Source organism: Nitrosomonas sp., from assembly GCA_031316255.1.
In the GTDB taxonomy this organism is placed as follows: Bacteria; Pseudomonadota; Gammaproteobacteria; order Burkholderiales; family Nitrosomonadaceae; genus Nitrosomonas.
The window spans coordinates 1,641,469-1,661,161 of the sequence record JALDQW010000001.1 but is presented as its reverse complement, the minus strand read 5'-3'; the positions used below and the strand labels follow the sequence as shown (position 1 = coordinate 1,661,161).

At 45.0% G+C, this 19,693-nt stretch carries 18 protein-coding genes, 1 pseudogene and 1 riboswitch; of the genes and pseudogenes, 1 reads left to right on the top strand and 18 read right to left on the bottom strand.

The genetic code is table 11. The annotated features are described in order from the left end of the window. Window positions 1–10 precede the first annotated feature (10 nt). From MRK00_07485 to MRK00_07475, 3 genes are all read right to left on the bottom strand, one after another. Window positions 11–1,117 carry a S8 family serine peptidase gene (locus MRK00_07485; protein MDR4517212.1) on the bottom strand — a complete coding sequence of 369 codons (1,107 nt, stop codon included), beginning with the start codon at window positions 1,115–1,117 and terminating at the stop codon, window positions 11–13. Next, the gene (locus MRK00_07480) at window positions 1,114–2,175 is read right to left on the bottom strand and encodes a hypothetical protein (GenBank protein ID MDR4517211.1); all 1,062 of its coding nucleotides are present in this window, start codon (window positions 2,173–2,175) and stop codon (window positions 1,114–1,116) included. Before MRK00_07480 ends, MRK00_07485 begins: the two co-directional genes overlap by 4 nt. Before the next feature lie 368 nt (window positions 2,176–2,543). Next, the gene (locus tag MRK00_07475) at window positions 2,544–2,876 is read right to left on the bottom strand and encodes a hypothetical protein (protein ID MDR4517210.1); all 333 of its coding nucleotides are present in this window, start codon (window positions 2,874–2,876) and stop codon (window positions 2,544–2,546) included. A 166-nt stretch (window positions 2,877–3,042) separates the two neighbouring features. Further along, window positions 3,043–3,129: riboswitch (cyclic di-GMP riboswitch) on the top strand. Window positions 3,130–3,237: 108 nt separating this feature from the next. Between MRK00_07475 and MRK00_07470 the strand changes: the two genes are divergently transcribed. Beyond that, entirely contained in the window at window positions 3,238–4,521 is a 1,284-nt protein-coding gene (locus MRK00_07470; GenBank protein MDR4517209.1) for a glycoside hydrolase, read from the top strand. A 120-nt stretch (window positions 4,522–4,641) separates the two neighbouring features. On the opposite strand, the gene MRK00_07465 is transcribed toward MRK00_07470, so the two are convergent. The 15 genes and pseudogenes from MRK00_07465 to epsE form a co-directional block, all read right to left on the bottom strand. After that, complete coding sequence (locus tag MRK00_07465) at window positions 4,642–5,631, bottom strand: sulfotransferase (protein MDR4517208.1); 990 nt, start codon at window positions 5,629–5,631, stop codon at window positions 4,642–4,644. Then, on the bottom strand, window positions 5,628–6,389 hold the full coding sequence (locus MRK00_07460; protein MDR4517207.1) for a WecB/TagA/CpsF family glycosyltransferase: 762 nt from the start codon (window positions 6,387–6,389) through the stop codon (window positions 5,628–5,630). Before MRK00_07460 ends, MRK00_07465 begins: the two co-directional genes overlap by 4 nt. Next, window positions 6,382–7,479 carry a glycosyltransferase gene (locus MRK00_07455; GenBank protein ID MDR4517206.1) on the bottom strand — a complete coding sequence of 366 codons (1,098 nt, stop codon included), beginning with the start codon at window positions 7,477–7,479 and terminating at the stop codon, window positions 6,382–6,384. The genes MRK00_07460 and MRK00_07455 overlap by 8 nt, the downstream gene beginning before the upstream one ends. 351 nt (window positions 7,480–7,830) lie before the next feature. Next, on the bottom strand, window positions 7,831–9,354 hold the full coding sequence (locus MRK00_07450; protein MDR4517205.1) for an oligosaccharide flippase family protein: 1,524 nt from the start codon (window positions 9,352–9,354) through the stop codon (window positions 7,831–7,833). An 11-nt stretch (window positions 9,355–9,365) separates the two neighbouring features. Beyond that, window positions 9,366–9,725 (bottom strand): hypothetical protein, encoded by a 360-nt coding sequence (locus tag MRK00_07445; protein ID MDR4517204.1) that lies wholly within the window; start codon window positions 9,723–9,725, stop codon window positions 9,366–9,368. A gap of 179 nt (window positions 9,726–9,904) precedes the next feature. Then, window positions 9,905–10,309, bottom strand: a pseudogene (locus MRK00_07440) (IS6 family transposase). A gap of 13 nt (window positions 10,310–10,322) precedes the next feature. Further along, window positions 10,323–11,342 (bottom strand): glycosyltransferase, encoded by a 1,020-nt coding sequence (locus MRK00_07435; GenBank protein ID MDR4517203.1) that lies wholly within the window; start codon window positions 11,340–11,342, stop codon window positions 10,323–10,325. 228 nt (window positions 11,343–11,570) lie between these two features. Beyond that, on the bottom strand, window positions 11,571–12,515 hold the full coding sequence (locus MRK00_07430; protein ID MDR4517202.1) for a sulfotransferase: 945 nt from the start codon (window positions 12,513–12,515) through the stop codon (window positions 11,571–11,573). Next, window positions 12,512–12,670, bottom strand: coding sequence for a hypothetical protein (locus MRK00_07425; GenBank protein MDR4517201.1), 159 nt, complete (start codon window positions 12,668–12,670; stop codon window positions 12,512–12,514). Before MRK00_07425 ends, MRK00_07430 begins: the two co-directional genes overlap by 4 nt. Before the next feature lie 149 nt (window positions 12,671–12,819). Continuing rightward, complete coding sequence (locus tag MRK00_07420) at window positions 12,820–14,346, bottom strand: hypothetical protein (GenBank protein MDR4517200.1); 1,527 nt, start codon at window positions 14,344–14,346, stop codon at window positions 12,820–12,822. 528 nt (window positions 14,347–14,874) lie between these two features. Then, window positions 14,875–15,561, bottom strand: a complete 687-nt coding sequence (locus MRK00_07415; protein MDR4517199.1) for an EpsI family protein — start codon at window positions 15,559–15,561, stop codon at window positions 14,875–14,877. A gap of 33 nt (window positions 15,562–15,594) precedes the next feature. Further along, window positions 15,595–16,449 carry an exosortase B gene (gene xrtB, locus MRK00_07410; GenBank protein MDR4517198.1) on the bottom strand — a complete coding sequence of 285 codons (855 nt, stop codon included), beginning with the start codon at window positions 16,447–16,449 and terminating at the stop codon, window positions 15,595–15,597. A gap of 44 nt (window positions 16,450–16,493) precedes the next feature. Beyond that, window positions 16,494–17,390 carry a polysaccharide biosynthesis tyrosine autokinase gene (locus MRK00_07405; GenBank protein MDR4517197.1) on the bottom strand — a complete coding sequence of 299 codons (897 nt, stop codon included), beginning with the start codon at window positions 17,388–17,390 and terminating at the stop codon, window positions 16,494–16,496. An 18-nt stretch (window positions 17,391–17,408) separates the two neighbouring features. Further along, complete coding sequence (epsF, locus tag MRK00_07400) at window positions 17,409–18,788, bottom strand: chain length determinant protein EpsF (protein MDR4517196.1); 1,380 nt, start codon at window positions 18,786–18,788, stop codon at window positions 17,409–17,411. A gap of 61 nt (window positions 18,789–18,849) precedes the next feature. Beyond that, a complete protein-coding gene (gene epsE / locus MRK00_07395; GenBank protein ID MDR4517195.1) occupies window positions 18,850–19,653 on the bottom strand; it encodes a polysaccharide export protein EpsE in 804 nt (267 codons plus the stop codon). Window positions 19,654–19,693 lie beyond the last annotated feature (40 nt).

The window sequence follows — 19,693 nt, the reverse complement described above, 5'->3', positions numbered from 1 at the left end:
AGCATGAGCGTTAGTGTGGCGGTTTGTTAGCATTGTTTTTACTTTTGGCCATCTCTTTTATCTTTCTAAGATTGCTTAGAATTCTTTGGCTGTCTGGATCTAAATAAGCCGCTTCTTCTAAGTATGATAGCGCTTTATTATTATTGCCTTCAAAATAATACAATAATCCCATATGCTCTAAAGCCTCGGGAAAATCTGGATTGATTTTTAAGGCTTGGCCGAGCTCAATAAAAGCATTCTTGTAATTCTTACTATGAATATAGATAATGCCCTTTTGAAAATGGGCTTCAGGCATAGGAAACGAAGATAAAATCTCATCATATTTTAAGAGCGCTTTGTCAAACAGTCCTTGTCTTGACAGGGAATTGGCTTCTCGATATAAAATTTCCTTTTTGTCTAAAAGGACAACGTTTCCTGTTGAATATATATCCCCTTGACCTGAATATCCTGCAACTTTACCTTTTTCTGTGGCGCCAACAGATATTACATTTTCTGCATTGCATGCAGCAGGATAGTTCAATACATTAGGGCCAGAATTTCCTGCAGCCACAACAAATAATACATTTTTTTGTTTTTTTATTGTGTCACATAAATCTTTGTGCTCTTCTTCATTTCCTTCAAAACCTAAACTTAGATTCGCAATGTGGATATTGTTTTTTCCTATCCATTGTAATGCTTTAATCATGGCTTCTTTATTGATATTTCCATTCTTATCTGCAACTTTGACGCTTATTATAGAACTACCAGCTTCATTAATACCAAAGATGCTGTCTTGCGCAAGTGATCGTATATAAATCAATGAAACAATTGTTCCGTGGCCAAGATAGTCATAAAAACCTTCACCTGTAAAGTCAACCTGATTTACGATATATTCTTTTAATTGAGGATGATCATCAGCAACGCCAGAGTCAACAATTGCAATACTGTTGTTTTTATCTACCGTAACCTCCTGAGTTGAAGGAAAATCAGGTAAGTATAAGTAATCCCCAGAGACTGAGTCACGTATATCGATTTCCTCATAGTTTAGTAATTTTCCGATATTACTTGAAAATGTGCTTTGCGCGTAAGTGATAAAAAAAAGGATCACATATACACTTAATATAGGCCTTTTGTTCATGGTCTAAATCTTTCTCCTGGTCCAGACAACTCTTCAGGGTTTTCTAATTTAAAAACATGTTCAACTAAAAAATTCTTTACTTTAATCCACTCTTCGCCAGAGAAATCATTCTTAGCATAATATTCTAAAATCTTTGCTCCAGCAGAAATTGGATCGCAAACCATATCGTTAATTGATTCTTCTAGGTTAGATGGCCACTTATCTTCATTTGTATGTTTTTCGGTGTCTTGACCACTGTATGTGTGAAAACGTATAACTGTAGTTCGGCAAAACCTTCCTTTCTCGTTGTCTAGTACTTTTCTGTCTACGTGGCTAAGAGAATAAGAGTCCTGAATAAGATGTAGCAAACTCCCTATAGCTACACGTTTTACTCTTCTATCATGAAAAAAAGTGGCAATATCATTGTTATAGATATCATTATCGTTTGAGAACAATTCAGGAAACCCATGAATTTGTACATCTTTTATTTTAGTACTTCCCGATATTTCTCCTGTGCCAACCCGATATGTAAACTCAGCCCATATCAGGATCTTTCGCAGAGTTTCTTTCGCAGGAATGTTATCTTTGTATGCCATTGCATGAATAAACTGCAAATCACCAAAATGGCTTCTACTAAGCAAGTTATCACCATTGCTAAATATTACGGGATTGTTTTTTCGAGTAGCTTCGCTCCTAGCCTCTAAAAATTTAGCCGCCCATTTGGGCCCCCATTTTTTAATATGTGTATAATCACACCAAGGGCAAAGCATTTGTTCGGGATCATCATTCCAAAATATACCTTTTAAATAAGGGAGGTCATAGGTTAGATCAAAGTTTCTTCCGTGAATATTTGATGTGCTAATAGAAATCATAGTCATTTTTTCATGTACAGGTGATCCTTTTATAAAATTAGGCTTTATTTCATATTTTACTTGTCCAGTATTGGGATCAATTTCATACTTTGATTGCTCAGCAATCTTTTCATTTTCTTCCATTTGTTCAATAAGTAAATCTGGGTGTGATTGTGCCAAAAATGGAAAAAATGATGTGAAAAGTATTAATGCAATAAATGCCTTCATAGACAATGTCATCTTTAATTGATTATTGGGGTCATGGGAATACGTGCACACATAATTCCAGTGATACTAACCAGAATTAGGCATCCGAAATGGCGCAAGATATTACGTCAAAAATGAAACCTAACACGTCAAGTTGCATGCTATCTCCATCAATTTTCTGATAAAACGCCGATTTAGGTTTCATCATAACAAACTTAGTTCGATCCACAAACAAATCCGCTGCCTAACAAACTCAATCCATCATGCTTGCAGCTTGTCTGTCTGTGGCTGTCTTCCAACACACGTTTTTACATCTGGAAAATAAAATGATCTCTGGGTACAACCTGTCACTGGCAATTCCTCTCTTTTATGCAGTTTAGGTAACTGAATTATAGAAGTTTTAAAAGAACTCCCCCTTCATTTATGCAATATTCTGGATAGCCTTCATTTCTGATCTCCTGGAACAGCATCTTGGCAGTACGGCGGTCTTTCCTGGGACATCGGGCATTCAATTCCAACGCCAGCAACAATCTGGATTCAAACGGTTTCAGCTTGCCAGGCTTTTTCGCTCTTTGATATTTAACAGCACTGTCGCTTGGCGCTTTCAACCACTTCTTGATCGTGTTCCGTGACAGACTCGTGCGTCGTTGAACCTCGTTAATCGACAGATGTTCACGGTAAAACATCCGCCGTATTTTTGCATACATAACCATGGTAATCACCTCTTAGATTCTCCTGCCTAAAATTTAGGCAGAATAAGGAAATTACCTGGTCAATTTTCGACCGGTGTCAACAGTGTTGGTACATACGATGGTCGCACCAGACGATCGGTCGATCGCTTACGATAATCTAAAGTTGGCATATCTTTATGCCGCAATTTTTAATGAAGTATGAAAAAGGCAAACTCTGCGAAAGCAGGGGACGCAAAGTCACTGATCTAACGGGTAAAAACCCCATGATGGCAGGGCCGCCAGATAACGCTGCACGTATCAATCACGTGTGTGATTTGACGCGTACGGCTAACGTAGCTTCAACGCGCGCCCTGCCGGTTCTGTCCTTTTTAACCATAAGGAAGAACCAAACATGAATACCAAAATTCAAGCAATACCTACCAACAGCACTCTGGCACTAACCCCTACAACAAACCATCAGACCAAAGGAGTTGACTCAAACTGCAATACAAGGTTATGTATCTACAGGAATGCCATTAAGCCCAAAATAAACACCAATCCTTCCATTGCTGTTAAACATATGCAAATCATGCTGATCATGGCAATATTTTTCATAAGCATAGTCCTGGTTTCCTGGCAAAAGGCGCATGCTGCAGCCCAGCTTGAGAATAATTCAGTCAAATGGCATCCGGGCCATTATTATCAGATATTGGATTGGGGCAAAAATAATCCTACACATCTAGAGCAGGTATACCGTGAGATCCAGGAAACACCGGCATTGCGCGGGGTACAGATTCGTTATTCCTGGGCAGAGCTTGAAAAGGAATGGGGTGTATATGATTTCACGTCCATTGATCAACGCCTTGCTGAGTTAGCAGCACAAAAAAAACGGCTTATCATTCTGCTGGACCTGAAAACATACAACACCAGCATATCTCCCGCACCTGACTACACAAATAAGAAATGGTTTGATTGGGGGGTGTTTGCTTTCTCCCGACCCAACAGTACCATCCCGAGAGGATACAACATCAGTCTGTGGAATTCTCTCGTTCATGATCGCCTGGCTGCACTCATTAGCAGGATGGGAAAGCGCTACAATTCCCATCCCTACTTTGAAGGAATCGGCCTGACAGAAACCAGCATGGGAACACCTATAAATGCATTATCCAGCGCCCAAGTAGATGAATATTACAACAATATGCTTAGCCTGCATCAGCACATGCGCGAGCACTTCCCCAATACCATGACGTACCAGAACACAAATTACCCACGCCAGATTCTAGAACAATTTACTAACAGACTCGCAGAGTTGGGAACAGCATTAGCTGTCCCGGATGTTTTTATTGAAGATCCAGGTTTAAACTTAAAAGACAAACTATATACGCCAGATGGTGTATATAGTTATTTTCAAAAACTTTCCGGTATTGTACCCTTGGCACCTTCGGTGATGCATTTGGATTATACAAATACACGTCACGATGGTACAGGATACGATCCTACCGTCCAGGAACTGCTCAGTTACGCACGAGACAATCTTAACGCAAATTATATCTTCTGGATGCGGATACCGGAGCATTACGAGGAAGTGCTGCAGGTACTGAATTGGCGCAACCAAACAAGCGATCCTGCAGGAGGACTGGATTCAACCTGCCCAGCAACCTATTTCTCCTGCGTAGACATCGTTGAATCCCATTAATCGGCTGAGGTATTCTGATTTTCATGAAATCCATAATTTTATGAAACTATACCGAATTTTCCCATAAGTACCTCTAATGGGAACCATTGAAACAAATTACGAATAAATAGGGATATTTTGTCAGCTAGCACCTTTTAAACCACGAATAAAAGTAGTGATACGTTTACGCGCGTCACGGTCTCTAAATAACCTAACGGTATGAAAGATTGCAAATTTCAGACTTACACCCATCAGATCGGGAATATCCCTAACCCTTGGAGCAACATCAGGGGTTTCATAGCCTAAATCATTCAGTTCCGATTTACATAAACACTGGCATATCCAGTTTTCAGTTGGCGTTATGTACTTTCTCCTCCCGTCCGAAAAGGACGAATTATGCCCCAGCGATGACAATACCGGCACCCCGATTTCAGTTCCCAGGAATGCCTCAAGCTTTGCACATACCCCCGGCATGTCCGAGAGCATGTCTTCGTAACGCATCATCATTACACGCGGATGGTCCTTGACCTTCATGTAGTAGTGGATCGCTGATCGCCAATAGAGTGAGTAAACAACCGGATGATAACGCCTCGCATCGTGCCCCTCACCTTGGGAATATTTGTATGACGCAAGAATGGACCGTGGATCGCGTAAAAGAAAAATGAATCGTGCTGATGGGAAATGCTCCGCCAGCAAGTTGAAGTGGAAAAAATTTTGTGGCGTCTTGTCTGCCCAGCGGGACTTACCAACAGATTCCGCCACCTTGCCAAGCAGATCATTCATTAGTCCATACCAAGAATAAGGTGTAGATTTCTGTTTCGCCAGCACCTCACTACGAATTTCCTGGATGCGCGCTGGTGCAACTTGAAATTGACCAATAAATTCTTCACTGGCATTGGTACGAATAGTGACAACGCTAAGCAATTGATCGGTAAGTGCTTCCATCTGGACACTGCTCAGCTCGCCTTCCACAACATTCAATGCCATCACGGCCTGAATAAAATACAGATCGTTAACGGACAGTATGTGTGGTGAATTGTTCAGTAATCTGGACAGCAATGTTGACCCACTACGCGGCAATCCAATCACAAAGACCGCCTCATTGTTAACGCGATTCATTTCGCCACTCATTTATGAAACCACTCTTTGATCACCAGTCTTGGAAAAACCCATGCATCATGCAGATACCTGCCAAACAGACGCCTCGGTTCACTTATTACGCGATGCAGCCACTCCAACCCCGCCTTGCGCATCCACACTGGTGCGCGCGCCTTCTCACCGGCAATAAAATCAATAGTGGCGCCTATACATAAAATCACCTTGACGTGAAGCCGACCGCGCATGGCATGCACCCAAATTTCCTGCTTGGGCGCGCCCAATCCAACCATCAGAATGTCAGGCTTTGCGTTATTGATCTTTTCCACAACCAATACATTAGCAGGCGAATTCACACCAAAACCCATAGGTGGGCTATAAACACCACAAACTTCGACCCAAGGCCAGCGGACTCCAATTTGCTCAGCCGCCCGGCCAGCCACACCTTCCGCCGCCCCCATCAGGAATACTCGCACCCTTCCCTTTCTAAACTTGGCCGCCTCAAACAGCGCCGGACATAAATCACTCCCGGGCACCGTCTCGGGCAATGATTTTCCCAACAAGCGTGATGCCAACAACACCGGTTTTCCGTCCACCACCACCATGTTCGCATCTGCATAGGCGGCACTCAATTCAGCATCCTTTTGAAGCTTCACCACATGATCCACATTGGGTGTTACCACATAACGACTATGGTATTCCGACTCGCCGATCCAATCCAAAAGTTGAATAACAGCCTGATCCATTGTCAGTCGATCCAACTCGATACCAAACAGCCTTACCCGCTCAAGCATGACCCAGCACTTCCTTATATACCTTCGCCACGCCCTGTGCCATAGCATGATCCGAAAAACCCGCCATATGCGACCGGTAGGCGTTCTCGCGCATAGCGCGCCAGTCGTATTTTCCATCGACCAAATCCGCCAGTAAAGCAGCCAGTCGTTTCGCATCTCCCGCTGGCACCACCAGTCCGGTTCGTCCATGTTCCAGTACTTCCGGGATACCCTCGACATCCGATGCCACAACTGGCACCCCACTGGCCATAGCTTCCAACATTACCATAGGCATCCCCTCACCAAAGAGACTCGGCAGCGCCAATACATCCATCTTTGAAAATTCAGCGTTCACATCCTGGGTAAAGCCAATCCAGTCGATCATATCCGTTACCCCCAATCGCCCGGCCATCTCTTTTATAGCTTTCTCATACTCAACCGTTTCGAACGGACCTACCGCCCGCATGCGTACTGCTCGTCCCATCTGACGTAAATCAGCTAAGGCTTCAATAAGTATCTCCATGCCTTTACGAGGACGAAATAGCGCAACACTGCCAATCACCCATTCCGGGCCCGGAGCAGGTCGATCTGGTAGAGGGCCTGGCGCGGGAACCCCATTAGCCACCATAGCAATCCGTGCCGACGGCCAACCTTGTTGCTTTAAATAATTATCCAGACTTCTCGACACAGGAATCAATCGCGTAACTCCAGTCAAACTCAACCGTTCCATAATGGCATTCACACGATTGCGCCAAACACTTTCTGTATCTCGTGCGGCCGGGCTATGCACATGATGCACCATTGGCACCCTAGCCAACCATGCAGCAATACGCCCCAATAAAGCTGCGCGCGGAGAATGCGTATGCAGCAAAACATAGCCATTCTGTTTCACAATACGGGCAATCTCCCAGGCCGGTGTCAAATCGAATTTCGATTTCATTGGCATCGCAAATAATGGGACTGAAGAACCCCTATTTACGGAGAATTTATCAGGCTTAAGACAGACAAAACTTACCTCACAGCCATAATCCGGAAGAGATAACGCCAGCAAATCTTGCACGCGTTCGGCCCCAGAGAAAAATTCACCGTTAATAATATGTAGAACCTTCATTTTTTCTTCGCTTGCAATCATATAGGCAGTCAGTATTTATTAGTCTTGTCTTGCGTCCATGCATCACGGACATAATAGAAAAAATAGATAATCCCTTAGTACCAAAAATAATCTAGCAAATAGAATAGTCCTTCCAACCCAATTACATTCAGCCAAAATAATCTCACGGCCACCGTGTTAAATTTTAACACACACCAAGCTGTTTAACAGCTTGGCAGCAACTTGTTCTTGCCCATCTATCTGTCCAGATCAAAATTAACTTCCGGCAAAACCAAATGTTACCAGCAAGCGTTTCACCGTTTATCCACACCACAAATCCTTATCTCCACGAATCTCGCTCTTGCATTATTTTCAATCCTTTCGCACGAAAAATGCAAAAAAACGGGCGCGGTGTCGCAACCCCCGATTCAGTAACACCATATCGAACCGGCTTAACGGTTTCACCAGCGCCAACCCCGGCACGTAAACCAGCAATAAGAATGTTAACGCCCACCATACCCCGAATTCACGTCCAATAACCCAGCCGGAAACTGCCAGCAACATCACTAAACCAAGCCCGCGCAACGCACCTGACCAATCCAGTTCAATGCGGTTTTCCTGACGATTTAACCAACGTAATGTTAAACCGTTAAACAACCACACACTGAACACAATCCCGCTCGCTACACCAGGCAGCCCCCATTCCGATCCAACAATAACCATGAACGGTGTCAAAGTAGACAATAGGCCGAAATATTTCAGTTTCCGGGTGTAAGGGAATATCTGCATGACCATGATCACCAATTGGCTCTGGCTCGTGGCACCCAAGCCCACCAACATGATCAACATGATCATTCCTGCATCGGGAAAACGCTCACTACTGACCAGCATGATAAGCGCATCACCTGCAACAACCATCATCGCCATGCTGGCAGCAATAATAAGCATATTAATTTTCCACAACAACGCCATGCCCTGGTTAACTATGCCCGCCTCCCCGGCCACATAGCGAGAAATCAGCATAGGGCGAATAATACTGGCCAGCAGATTGGCAGGCAGGTAGCGCCCGACCATTGTGAGTAATTGCTGCAAAAAAGCAAACATGCCCGCCGTTTCAAGTCCCAGGGTACGTGCAACAAGAATTCTTAGTGTACCGGCATTAGATGCAGATTGAAGCAGATTCACCCCTGTCATATGCCAGGCGAAACTGGCTATCTCACGTACGCCAACTTGGTAATCACCTGCACCGGTCAATCCGCGTAATTTGCGAACCAAGAAAAACTCAGCCAGCAAAAAACAACCCAGCGAAACAATCAAATCTACCCATAGCAGTTGCTCTAAAGTTAGGCTACCCGCTGCCACCAGTATGGCCACACCGGCCAGACGCCCCAGGGGCAAAAGCGCACGAGTCAACTGCGACCAACGCTGTTCCAAGAGACATTCCAGCATTTCTGCGGCGTAACGAAAGCTGATGACAACAATGATGAGTCCTGCCGCCAACAAAGCAGTATCCTGTTGCGACACACTAAAGCCCATCCACCCAGCGATATCCGGCCAGTACATAACAATCAGCGTCGCCCAAATTACCATAATAGCGAGACGAATCAGGGTCATCCATCGAACAAACCCGGTCAACACACCCGGCGCGCCTCGTTCCACCAATTCTGGTAAAAAGCGCCGAACTGCATCAAGCATGCCGAATGAGCTTATCGGCACCATCATATCCACCATGCCCCATAGAACCATATAAGCCCCATAGTCTGTAGGTGACAACAGGCGTACAAGCCAGATTAATAAAATAAAAGAAGCGATAGCCTGTGCAGCCCGGCCCAGCAAAAAATGCTTGATCGCCTGGCGGAAACGTATACCGGAATATAGCCCAGAGTGTTTGTTCAAGGCGGACATAGTTAGCCAGCAACCCGTTTACCAGCAATCATGACAACCCGGGCAGGAACCCCAACTGCCGTGGCATCGTCAGGAATGTCATGAACCACAACGGCGTTCGCGCCAATCTTTGCCCTGTTGCCAATTCGAACGTTGCCAATGACTTTGGCTCCCGCACCAAATTCCACATCATCGCCGATTACTGCATGCCCTGAACCGATAGTAACCTGTTGCCGAATCTTCACCCGGCTGCCCAGCCTTGCACCCGGTGCGATAACTATCCCCATGCAGTGAGAGAAATTAACTCCGGGACCGATACGAACTTGATAGGGAATAAAAGCACCATACACTACCCGTATTACCAGCATTATGAGGCGCGGCATAAAAGGAATGCGCAGAAGGTAAAGCCGATGCATCAAGTAGTACAGCTTTTCCAATATTTTTACTCCTATAAATTCAAATGGAAAAATCCTTGGATAACTCAGTTTAAAATCGCTAATCAATCCGGGGCGCAGATAAAAAAGAACGTACGGGCAGACTCATCGGCTCTGTTGCACATAAATTTGTGCTTTCCATGATCAACTTCGATAATATTGTTCAGGTATTTTACTTGCCGGCGAACTTTATCCTTCGGACATTTGCCCTGTTCCTTCAATTCATCAATAGCGGGACTGAAAGTCGGCGCTTTGTCAGTATTGATCGTTTGTGGATGCGCCCATGGCCTGATGGATTTCAGGGCCTTTGCCAGAAAGCGTTTGGCCGCTTTCACGCTGCAAGTCGATGACAGGGAGAAATCAACTGTGTTTCCGTGCTTGTCGACAGCACGATACAAGCAGGCCCATTTCCCTTTGACCTTCACATACGTCTCACCTACCCGCCAGCTGTAATCCATCTATGGCTTCCAGTACCACCGAAGGCGTATTTCAATCTCTGGCGAACAATGCTGTACCCGGCAATATCAAGTTGAAAGAGTACTCGTATTATTGCGAGATCTTATGCTTATCGAGTTCTCTCCCATTAATTGGGATCATTGGACTCGAAATTGATTTCACAAAACCTAAAACTAAGGCAAGTGCGAAACAATGCCATGCCAATACCGAATATAACGCATCAGATATACTTTTCTTTCTCACTGCCAGAACAGTGGTTACCCCTAACCAAATAAATAGTTCAGCAACTATCAGCGCAAGTACGTGACTGATTGTCTCTGAATATGCCACACCTACTACTGACAGTATTCCTGCTGCGGCATGAAGTACAAACGCAACGAAAACAAACCATGCTTGTTGTACACTTAACCACCACCATGGGCGCCCGAAAGCCGTACGGAGATACATACCATAAGCATGCATCCTGTGACTTCTCCACAATCGACAAAGCATCTGCATGTTATTCTCAGAATGACCGGTGTGATGCACAGCTATTTCCGGAAGTCGGATGAGGCGCCATCCAGAAGCCCGTAAGCGAGCGCCTAATTCCGCTTCCTCACAAGCTGGAAGCCAGCGATGCGCAAGATAGCCGACAGATTCAATCGCTTTACGTCGGTACAATCCACCGCCGCCAAGATCTAAAACTTCCGTAATTTGATGCAATGCCGCCGCTCTGGAAGCACGCCGCTTATCACTCCTGGTTTTGATTCTCGTATCAAGCAACCTTCCCGCCACACCAGCCACTCCAGGGTTAGATTCAAGATAATTTAACGCTAACGACAAGAAACCGCGTTGCAATTCCATATCTCCATCTAGTATATATAGATACTCACCACGAGCATATTGGTAGCCAAGTTGCACAGCAGATGCACATCCACAATCCGCTTTGTGAACAAACTGAATAATTCGAACAGGATAACGTCTTGCTATCTCAATTGTCCTGTCTGTAGAAAGCGAGTCAACTAGTATTACTTCACCATCGTACTTCATCGCTTCGTTCAAAGCTGATTCAAGACACTTCGATATCAAGGCTTCTTCATTAAGTGCTTTGATCAAAATTGAAAGTTTCATTTTTTACTCCACCAGAACATTGCGTTTGTTTCTGTTGCAAATAATAGTATATTTCAAAATAAGTTTATGAATTATTTGACTTATGAATTTTAAATACTGAACCCAGATTCCTCAGTTGATCGCTTTTCAATACTTTAAATGCTCCGTTTATATTGGCTTTATACTGTTAGCTTCACTCCCCAGATGGGTGAAATCACTCATTGTTTTTCCCCATCTGAAAAAATAATGCTAAGTTGAAGTGCGGATTTTTTGCAACAGAGCCGTCTTGAATCCCCAATGACGCAATGTATCGCCTTGCAAAGCGTGCACCAATTTCAATTCCGATTCTGTCCATTTATGAGTCCACGCTTCAGGTTTGGGTTCGAGGTGCAAGGATTCCACGAGACCCCAAAACACATCATCTTTTTTTGCAGCAACCCCCATAAAATTCAGGATGCGCTCTAATTGAACATGTGGATCGTGCAACAATTCTTCATATCGCACCTCCAGTAATTGACCGTCAGGAATCAAAGTGATCCCTTGCGCTAATGACTGCATTTCTTCAAACCAATTCCGCGCTGCAAGCTCCAAAGGATTGGAACCCGCCGCAATCATCTGTCGCGGCGTCTTTCCTGCCCAGTACAAAACATGGTCGTTCCACCACGACACACGCAATAAGGAATAAGCCACCGCTCGTCCATCCCTGACCAAATGGATATACTTCGCATCTGGAAATATTTGCCTGAGAATGGGTATGCGGCGATTATTCGCAGTGCGTTTAGTCAGTAAAACCTGGCCACGGGACATCTGAAGGATACGCTCAAATCGATTTTGCAAGCATTCGGCCACTCTAGCTGTCAAAGAATAATCGCCATCGGGCGTAAGTGGAATACCGCAACTGGCATAAACCGATTCCGCCTCCGCTGGCGTTGGCGCAATAGAACGCAGCCAGTCGCGCCGCTCATTGAAGTAAGCATTGCCGTGTTCTTTAAACCATGATTTGCGTTTGTATTCTGGAAACTGATTAAGTATATATTGCAAATAAGCGAGGGAAGGCCACTTCGGAAAACGATTCTGGTAGTTGCTCAAATAGGCCACACTGCGATGCATGGACAATATTTTATAGAGCAACGTTGTACCGGAACGGCCAGCACCAAGAAGAAATACTACGCGATTACCCCCCCTCGCGCTCATAGCTGCGCCTGAATCTTGTTGACAATACGTTGAGGGCAATCTTGCACTTGCGCAAACAAATCAATTTCGAGGACCCATTTACCACTTTTCTCCGTCACAACCTGGAGAAACAAAATCATTTCACCGGTGATGCAATGATCACTTGTACGACACATAAAAATCACCATTTGTTTATTAATTGGCACACAATACGGCGCACATCTGAAACAGGGTACATATTGTTGATTACAAAGTTTAATTCCAAACCGAATGGCCACGACATATCGCTCTGCTTGATTTCTGACCGATTATTCATGAATTCTATTTACTTTTTATCTGAAAATTGTTTCGGAGATTTTACAAAACACGACCAATAAGCCGCTTGGCCCAACATAAACATCATAAGAAACTGAATGGGATTGGCGTAAAGATGAAAACTTGTGTAAGGCAACGTTATCGTAAGTATCAATAAACCGACAGCGCCCACTCTGAGAAAAATACGATGCATCTCGGGTATAGTTTCATTTTTGGCGGCACGCCCCGAAGCCCGGGCACCGGATAACAAAACAAAAAGAAATGCCAAATGCCCCAGAATACCTACTTCCCATAGCAGAATAATCGTAGAAGAACCTGCTATGGTGTAAGGAAAACGACCAACCAGTTCACCCACACCAAATCTGCTGGCAAAGGTAGCGCCCATACCATAGCCAAATAAGCTATGTTGAAGGTCCCCACTTTTGATATTGATTGCCCACCAATTCACGATATGGGTAACTCGACCCAGCTCATTTCCACCTAAAGACACCGTTTCGGGGTTAAGCGCGCTCATAACGCGGTCATAAGTTGAAGCAGCCTGATTCGTATTAAATGTACTTGTTGAAATATTTCCATAGTGAATCTTTTCATAAGCCATGAATATGGCGCCAGCTAACAAGAGCGTGCCAAGCATAACCAGGATTGATTCCATGGGTTTTTTCATGAGTTCTCTACGATAGTACAGGCCGATTGCAAACGGTAGCAACATGACTATCGCCTTGACTTCCGCAAGGAGCAGCGTACCTAACCCTGCAAAGACAACCAGGGCCATCCATGTGCTGCTTAATTTACCCTCACGCCATAATGCGATGGCAGTCAACATGGCAATTAACAACATAAAGGCCATACCCGCGCTCTCTCCACCTCCTTCAATATTACCCGGGAACGTGCCTATAACTGAATCCCAGGGAGAAAACCGCATACTTTTCAGCGCCACAAAAAAATACTGATAAATCGCCATGGGTAACTGCAAAATAGCAACGATCATAAGCGCTTTCCATAATTGCACCTGCATATCCTGACGGACCAGGCCGAGCATGAATACCAGCATTAATGGCCACATTAGAAAGTAATGGCGAGATCCATTCACTACATCCCCGAATTGAGGATCATTGATTAGCGTAGAGAAAGTGACAAATAGAAGAAAGATACCAGGCCAAAAAAAGTGACGTAAGAATTGTGTTGGTTGCGCGCCGATCTGGATACGTATCAGGTAAAGTAACGCAGGCAACAACAATGCAGCACTGACAAAAACGGTAAGCCATTGAAGTTGCGAAAAGCGTATGAAATAGGCGCTCGGCCCGGTGACCAGAAACGCCGCCAAGAATATGATCCAAACCGTCCATGACACAGGCGCGGCAAGCACGAAGAAAACACCGAACAAAGCCAATAGCGGGATCAAAAGAATCACGTTACCGAACGCGGAAAAAATGCCGCTTAACACCGCCAAAAGCAGGGCGCTAATAAGCAGAACAACAAGCAATGCCTTTGAATTCGTATTGTTAGATGTTAGCAAAGTCGATGCTATTGCTTTCATGATAATTCAATCGATGCAGATAAATAGTTATCGCGACAGTTGCCAAACCCGTCCAACTATCCGGAGCAAGATAATTTTTAAGCAACCAATATAAATCCGATTTCGCCACAAGAAAACTAAAATTGTAAGAACACACAAACAACATGTTTCAATTAAATGAGTTGATCGTCGCGTTCATTGATGAGCTTGTATAGGGCAGTTAAAAGTAAAACTGACAAATTACTTGCGCTGTAAGCCAACAAACGCGTTCGGAATTTGCACCAACATCTCTCCGAAGAAGCACGCTGAGAAAACACAATGGATTAACCGAACTAAAGTTATCAATGGCGAAAATTCCATCTGGACTCAGCTGTTTTCATAAAATGGCGTCGAAGCAGTCGATGCACAGTTAAAACTTAAGCTTGTACTCAAGAAATTCACGTCTTGAACCTTTTTCCTTTTGCACTTTCGTGGAAACTCAGGTCGTTCTCCACAACTTCCGCAGAAAACCATACGTTCCGGCCCATCTTGAAACATGAGCTACATGCTTCAATCCAGCTGATTCCCAATCAGTCTAATGCGCTCTTTAATACCAATTACTGCCAACATATCCCGAACGAAAGCTTCCTGTAGTTTATATGCCTGATCCTCAACAATACCAAGCGTGGACACACGCACCAGCATGCCATCGGATACATTTCCCGATAATCCATACCGAATTTGCTGTAATTTCTGATTGATACCCGACAAAACAGCCTTATCGCCGACTGTCACCCAATAGGTAATGGGTTCAATGCGGTTACCACGAACAGCCAACAGGCGTCTGCTTGGCAGGTCACCAAATTGCGTAGACAATTCACTGGCAACGTTCTTTTTAATTTGAAAGCCTTGCGCAAGATAACAGGCCTCAGGCTTATGTAAGGCCAGATGATCGCTTTGATCTCCACCATAAGCGATTGAAAGCATTACACGCATACCTTCAGCGTTTACATAGGTTCGAGCAAGTGTCTGGTTATAGAGCCTGTCAAGCTTTGCTTGGGTTTCCGGATCCACTTGCAAAGGAATAATTGATTGGTCTATCTGCCAGTCCGCAAAAGCTAAGGGAATCAGTGTATCGAGATGTGTCATATCGCGATAATCAGCTAATTTATTGGTTGGCGTCAAAACCATTGTCAATGCTGCCGTGGACACCATCAAAATACTCAGCGCAAAGCTAGCAATCAATTGTTTTTTCATTTAGATTCCTAATATCCTGATTATTATCTACAGTCATGCAGGCGATGCATTGACATAACGGGATTTGAAGAAGACCTGTAAAAACGCATCCACACTCAGGATTAATATCAGCGCACTGATAAACAAAACCATGCCTGCAAATCCATGCATAAATCCTTGACCTGCGGCATCGCCATAATGATACGTAATCAATGTGAGCGTGATGACACGGATAACATTGGCGGTAAAAGATATCGGCACAATCAAGATTGCCAATGTGATATTACGCCAGACCGAGCTATGCTGTATCAGATTCAGGTAAAACAACCCGAGTGCTTCAAGCGTCAGCAATGTTTGCAATCCGGCACAGGCGTCAGCAACCAGCAACTGATATTGGCCAATTTGCAGGATAACGCCATTACGTGCAATCGGGTAGTCAGCCCAGAACAAAATCTGCTCGGCCACATACGAGACCGCCATTTTCATGGGCATGGTCAGCATGCTGACTATCGGCCCGGGCAGGGGAATCATAAACAGCATAAAAAAGAATGGAAACCATAAACACTTCAATGCAGCACTGCCCCGCGTTATCAGTAACAATGCCGCCAGGGTAAAAATAAAAGACGCTATCTCTAATACAAGAATTTGTTGAGAACGGCCAATAATATAAAACCCCAGTGCTATCAGAAAAATGACCCAGCCCGCGCCAGAAGGTGACTTGCCCTCGCTGCACATAATCATTTCCGGCCACTTGCGATAGATAAGCCAAAGTGAAAGCGCCAGAATTATTGGGCCATGCACCTGTTCCTCGTGTGTCCATAATCCATTAGCAAGATCATAAAACGTTGGCACATACATTACCAACAGCCCAAACAGAATGGGCCACCAACTATTGGCACCCGTTTTCATGCCAGACTGCGTTGCCGTAAAAAGAATATGATTATTCTGTCCCATTATAAATCGATTAGAACGGTACCTATTATTGGAGTGCCATGACTTGACAGTTGCGATTTGATCGCCTGAATATCAGTAAAGCGCGTATGATTTTTGCGCACTGCCAGCAATACGCCACCAGCTCGTGCGGTTACCAGCAGTGCATCACTGCTGGTCATAAATGCCGGCGCATCATATAGAACAACATCATACTGATCATGCAGGGATTCACCTTTGTCTGCAAACATGGCCCGGCTGAGCAGCTCAGAGGGATTGGATGGCGGCTCTCCGGCGGATAAAATAGCAAGATCCGTAATGGATTCCTTTTTTGATATCACTTCAGATAAGGCCTTGCGCCCAGCAAGTGCATCTGAAAAACCCGGCATATCCTGTAAATTAAAAATCTCATGTTGACGCGGATTGCGTAAATCGGCGTCGATCAGTAACGTACGCTTTCCTAACTGTGAAAACAACACAGCAAGATTGGCAACAAGTAGACTGGCTCCGCCAGTCGGGTTAATCTCGATCACAGCGATTGATTTCTGTCCTGTTGAAAACCAGCGCATGATTAACTGACTGCGTACAGCACGCATGAATTCCACCTGGTCAATGAATGGCTGGTGCACAACAATTAAATCAGGCATATCATTTACTTGCTCCGGCGACAAGCTGGAATGATTCGATTGACTGGCCAGAGCTTGCTGAATATCTCTGTCCGTCACCAATCCGAGTTGCCGGGCAGCCGCACCAAAAAGTATGCCTTCTTGTTGCTGCAGTTGTAAAATTTTGTCGACATCATCCAGGGTGATCTTTTCCATATTCAGGAGAATTTGACCGATTTGAGCACTACGCCCAGGTGCCGATTCGGTCGAAGAAGCAGCGTCCTGCTTTAATACAAATCCAGGGTTTGATAGCATGGGAATATTCATTTTGTATTAATTGACAGTGTCATGCGCATGTCGCATGAAAGGTAATCGAAAGCGCAACAGCGACAGTAGTGACTTACGCTTGCGCAAATCCAGTTCACCAAAAACTGGTGCCTGTAATAATTCCGCCAAATCTTCCGTGGAACGCACACGCCGGTCGAGCATTTCCGCCAGCAAACCAGAACCCAATCCAAGCATAATGCCTAGAAATACCGAGAGAAGCATGTTAAGAAACAGCTTTGGACTGTCGTGTGTTACCGGTGGATTGGCCGCGTCCAGTATGGAAACGCCTGACAGGTTTGAGCGGCCTTCAAGGCTGGTTCTGTTTAAGTACTGCTGCGCGCTATCGTAAGCATGCTGCGCACCTTCTGCTTCTCTTAACAAGAGTTTCAACTCGTCGCGCGCCTGCTGAAGCGCGAGTACTTTGGTTTTCTGTGCTTCCAAAGCAGCATTGATTTCCGCTTCCCGGCTGATTGCGTTTTTCGAAGTCGCCCGGGTATGTCTTTCCAATTCCGCCCGAAGTTTGACTACTTGAGCTCTGGTGCCTTCGTATTCCGGATGATTTTTGCCCAGTCTCTGTTCCGCATCTGCCAGTTTGGCTTCAGCCTGAGCCAGATTTACTTTTAGTCCATTAATCAGTGCATTGTTGACAACACTTTGCCCTGCTCCGGTACGGTTGTTTTCCTGACCGGCGCCCATGACTTCCCCTTGCGCCAGGGTCAGTTGGGTGGACAGTTCGTTCAACCGTTTTGTCTCTATATCAAGACGGTTGTCAACATCGACAATACCTTCTTCCTGTTGGAAACGCGATACTCTCCGCTGCGCCATATCCAGCTGATCGCGCAATAAGTTTATCTGATTGGCCAGATATGCGGAGGCTTGTTGCGAAGGTTCAACCGTCAACCGAATACTCATTTCCTGATATGCGGCTGCAAATGCATTCGCCATGGCCGCAACAAACTCCGGGTCTGTTCCCTTATAGCTAATTGCGATGACATTGCTTTCCCGCGAAGGTTCGACAATCAGATTTTTAAGAAGCAAGGCTGCCAGCCAGTGACGAATATCACCCGCTGTACCGCTGGCTTCAAACTGTTGCACAATGCTCTGGTTACGGTCAAGTTTGAGGCGGTCTATTGCTGTCAATGCAGTTCTGGTGCTAGAGATCACATCCACCTGAGTGGCCATAAAGCCATGCATGAGTTGCATAGGCATGGTCAATCCTGTGACCGGATCAACACCTTTACTGGCAAGCAATACGGTTGCCGTCGCCTTATAGGACTTGGGCAACCATAGACTTAACGCCAGGGTCGTTAAAATCGTCACAAAAAATATTAACAATATAATCTTGAGACGAACCCGTATGATGCGAACAAACTGTGATAAATTCATAAGCCAATCAAACCTGTTATTCTGAAGGAAGGATTATGTGAATAGAGGGCGGACAGCATTCTCAAAACAAGCTCTCCTTAATATAAATAACATCGTTGGGCTGCACCAGGTCATCCGGTTTTACTTTAAAGACTTGCTGAACACCTGCAGCATCGCGGCGTTGAATACGAACACCCCGTTCAGTTCCGCGCGGGTTCAGCCCACCTCCGACTGAAAGCGCCTGTACTACAGTCATATCCGGTTCAAGCCGGAAAAACCCGGGGCGTTGTACTTCACCATAGATATAGAAACGGGGAGCCGGTTCTACATAGATAAGGTCGCCGCCGCGTATATTACGATTCATACCCATTTCACCGGATAGAATCATTGCATGCACGTCTATTTTTTCGTTAATAAAAGTATCGCCATGAGCGCGAATCAGGGTAACAATATTACCGCCATCAGGATTTATTCCACCAGCCATGGCCAATACATCGGTCAGACTTCGTTGGCCTTCAATCGCATAGCGGCCCTGTTTGTGAACAAAACCCAGCACGGATATCTGCTGGCTGTGCAACGATGTTGTCAAAATGTTAACCTGGGGCTTGCGTAAAAATCCACCGCTTTCCAACAGACTTGCTATCCGTTTCTCAGCTGCAATGGGCGTCAATCCGCCCAACATTACTTCGCCAAGCAGCGGAAAAGTGATTTGCCCATTCTCATTTACTTTTGTTTCAATGGTAAGATCCGGATTGCCGTAAACCAGAACCTTCAGCATATCGCCGGGTCCGAGTAATCCGCTATCCGCATTGTCCGTACCGGCGAAACTCACGCCAGTCACCCAAGACAACAGCAATATTCCTATGATTAATTGAGTTATTCTCATAACATTACGCACCAATATCAAGAATGATGATCACCAGTTT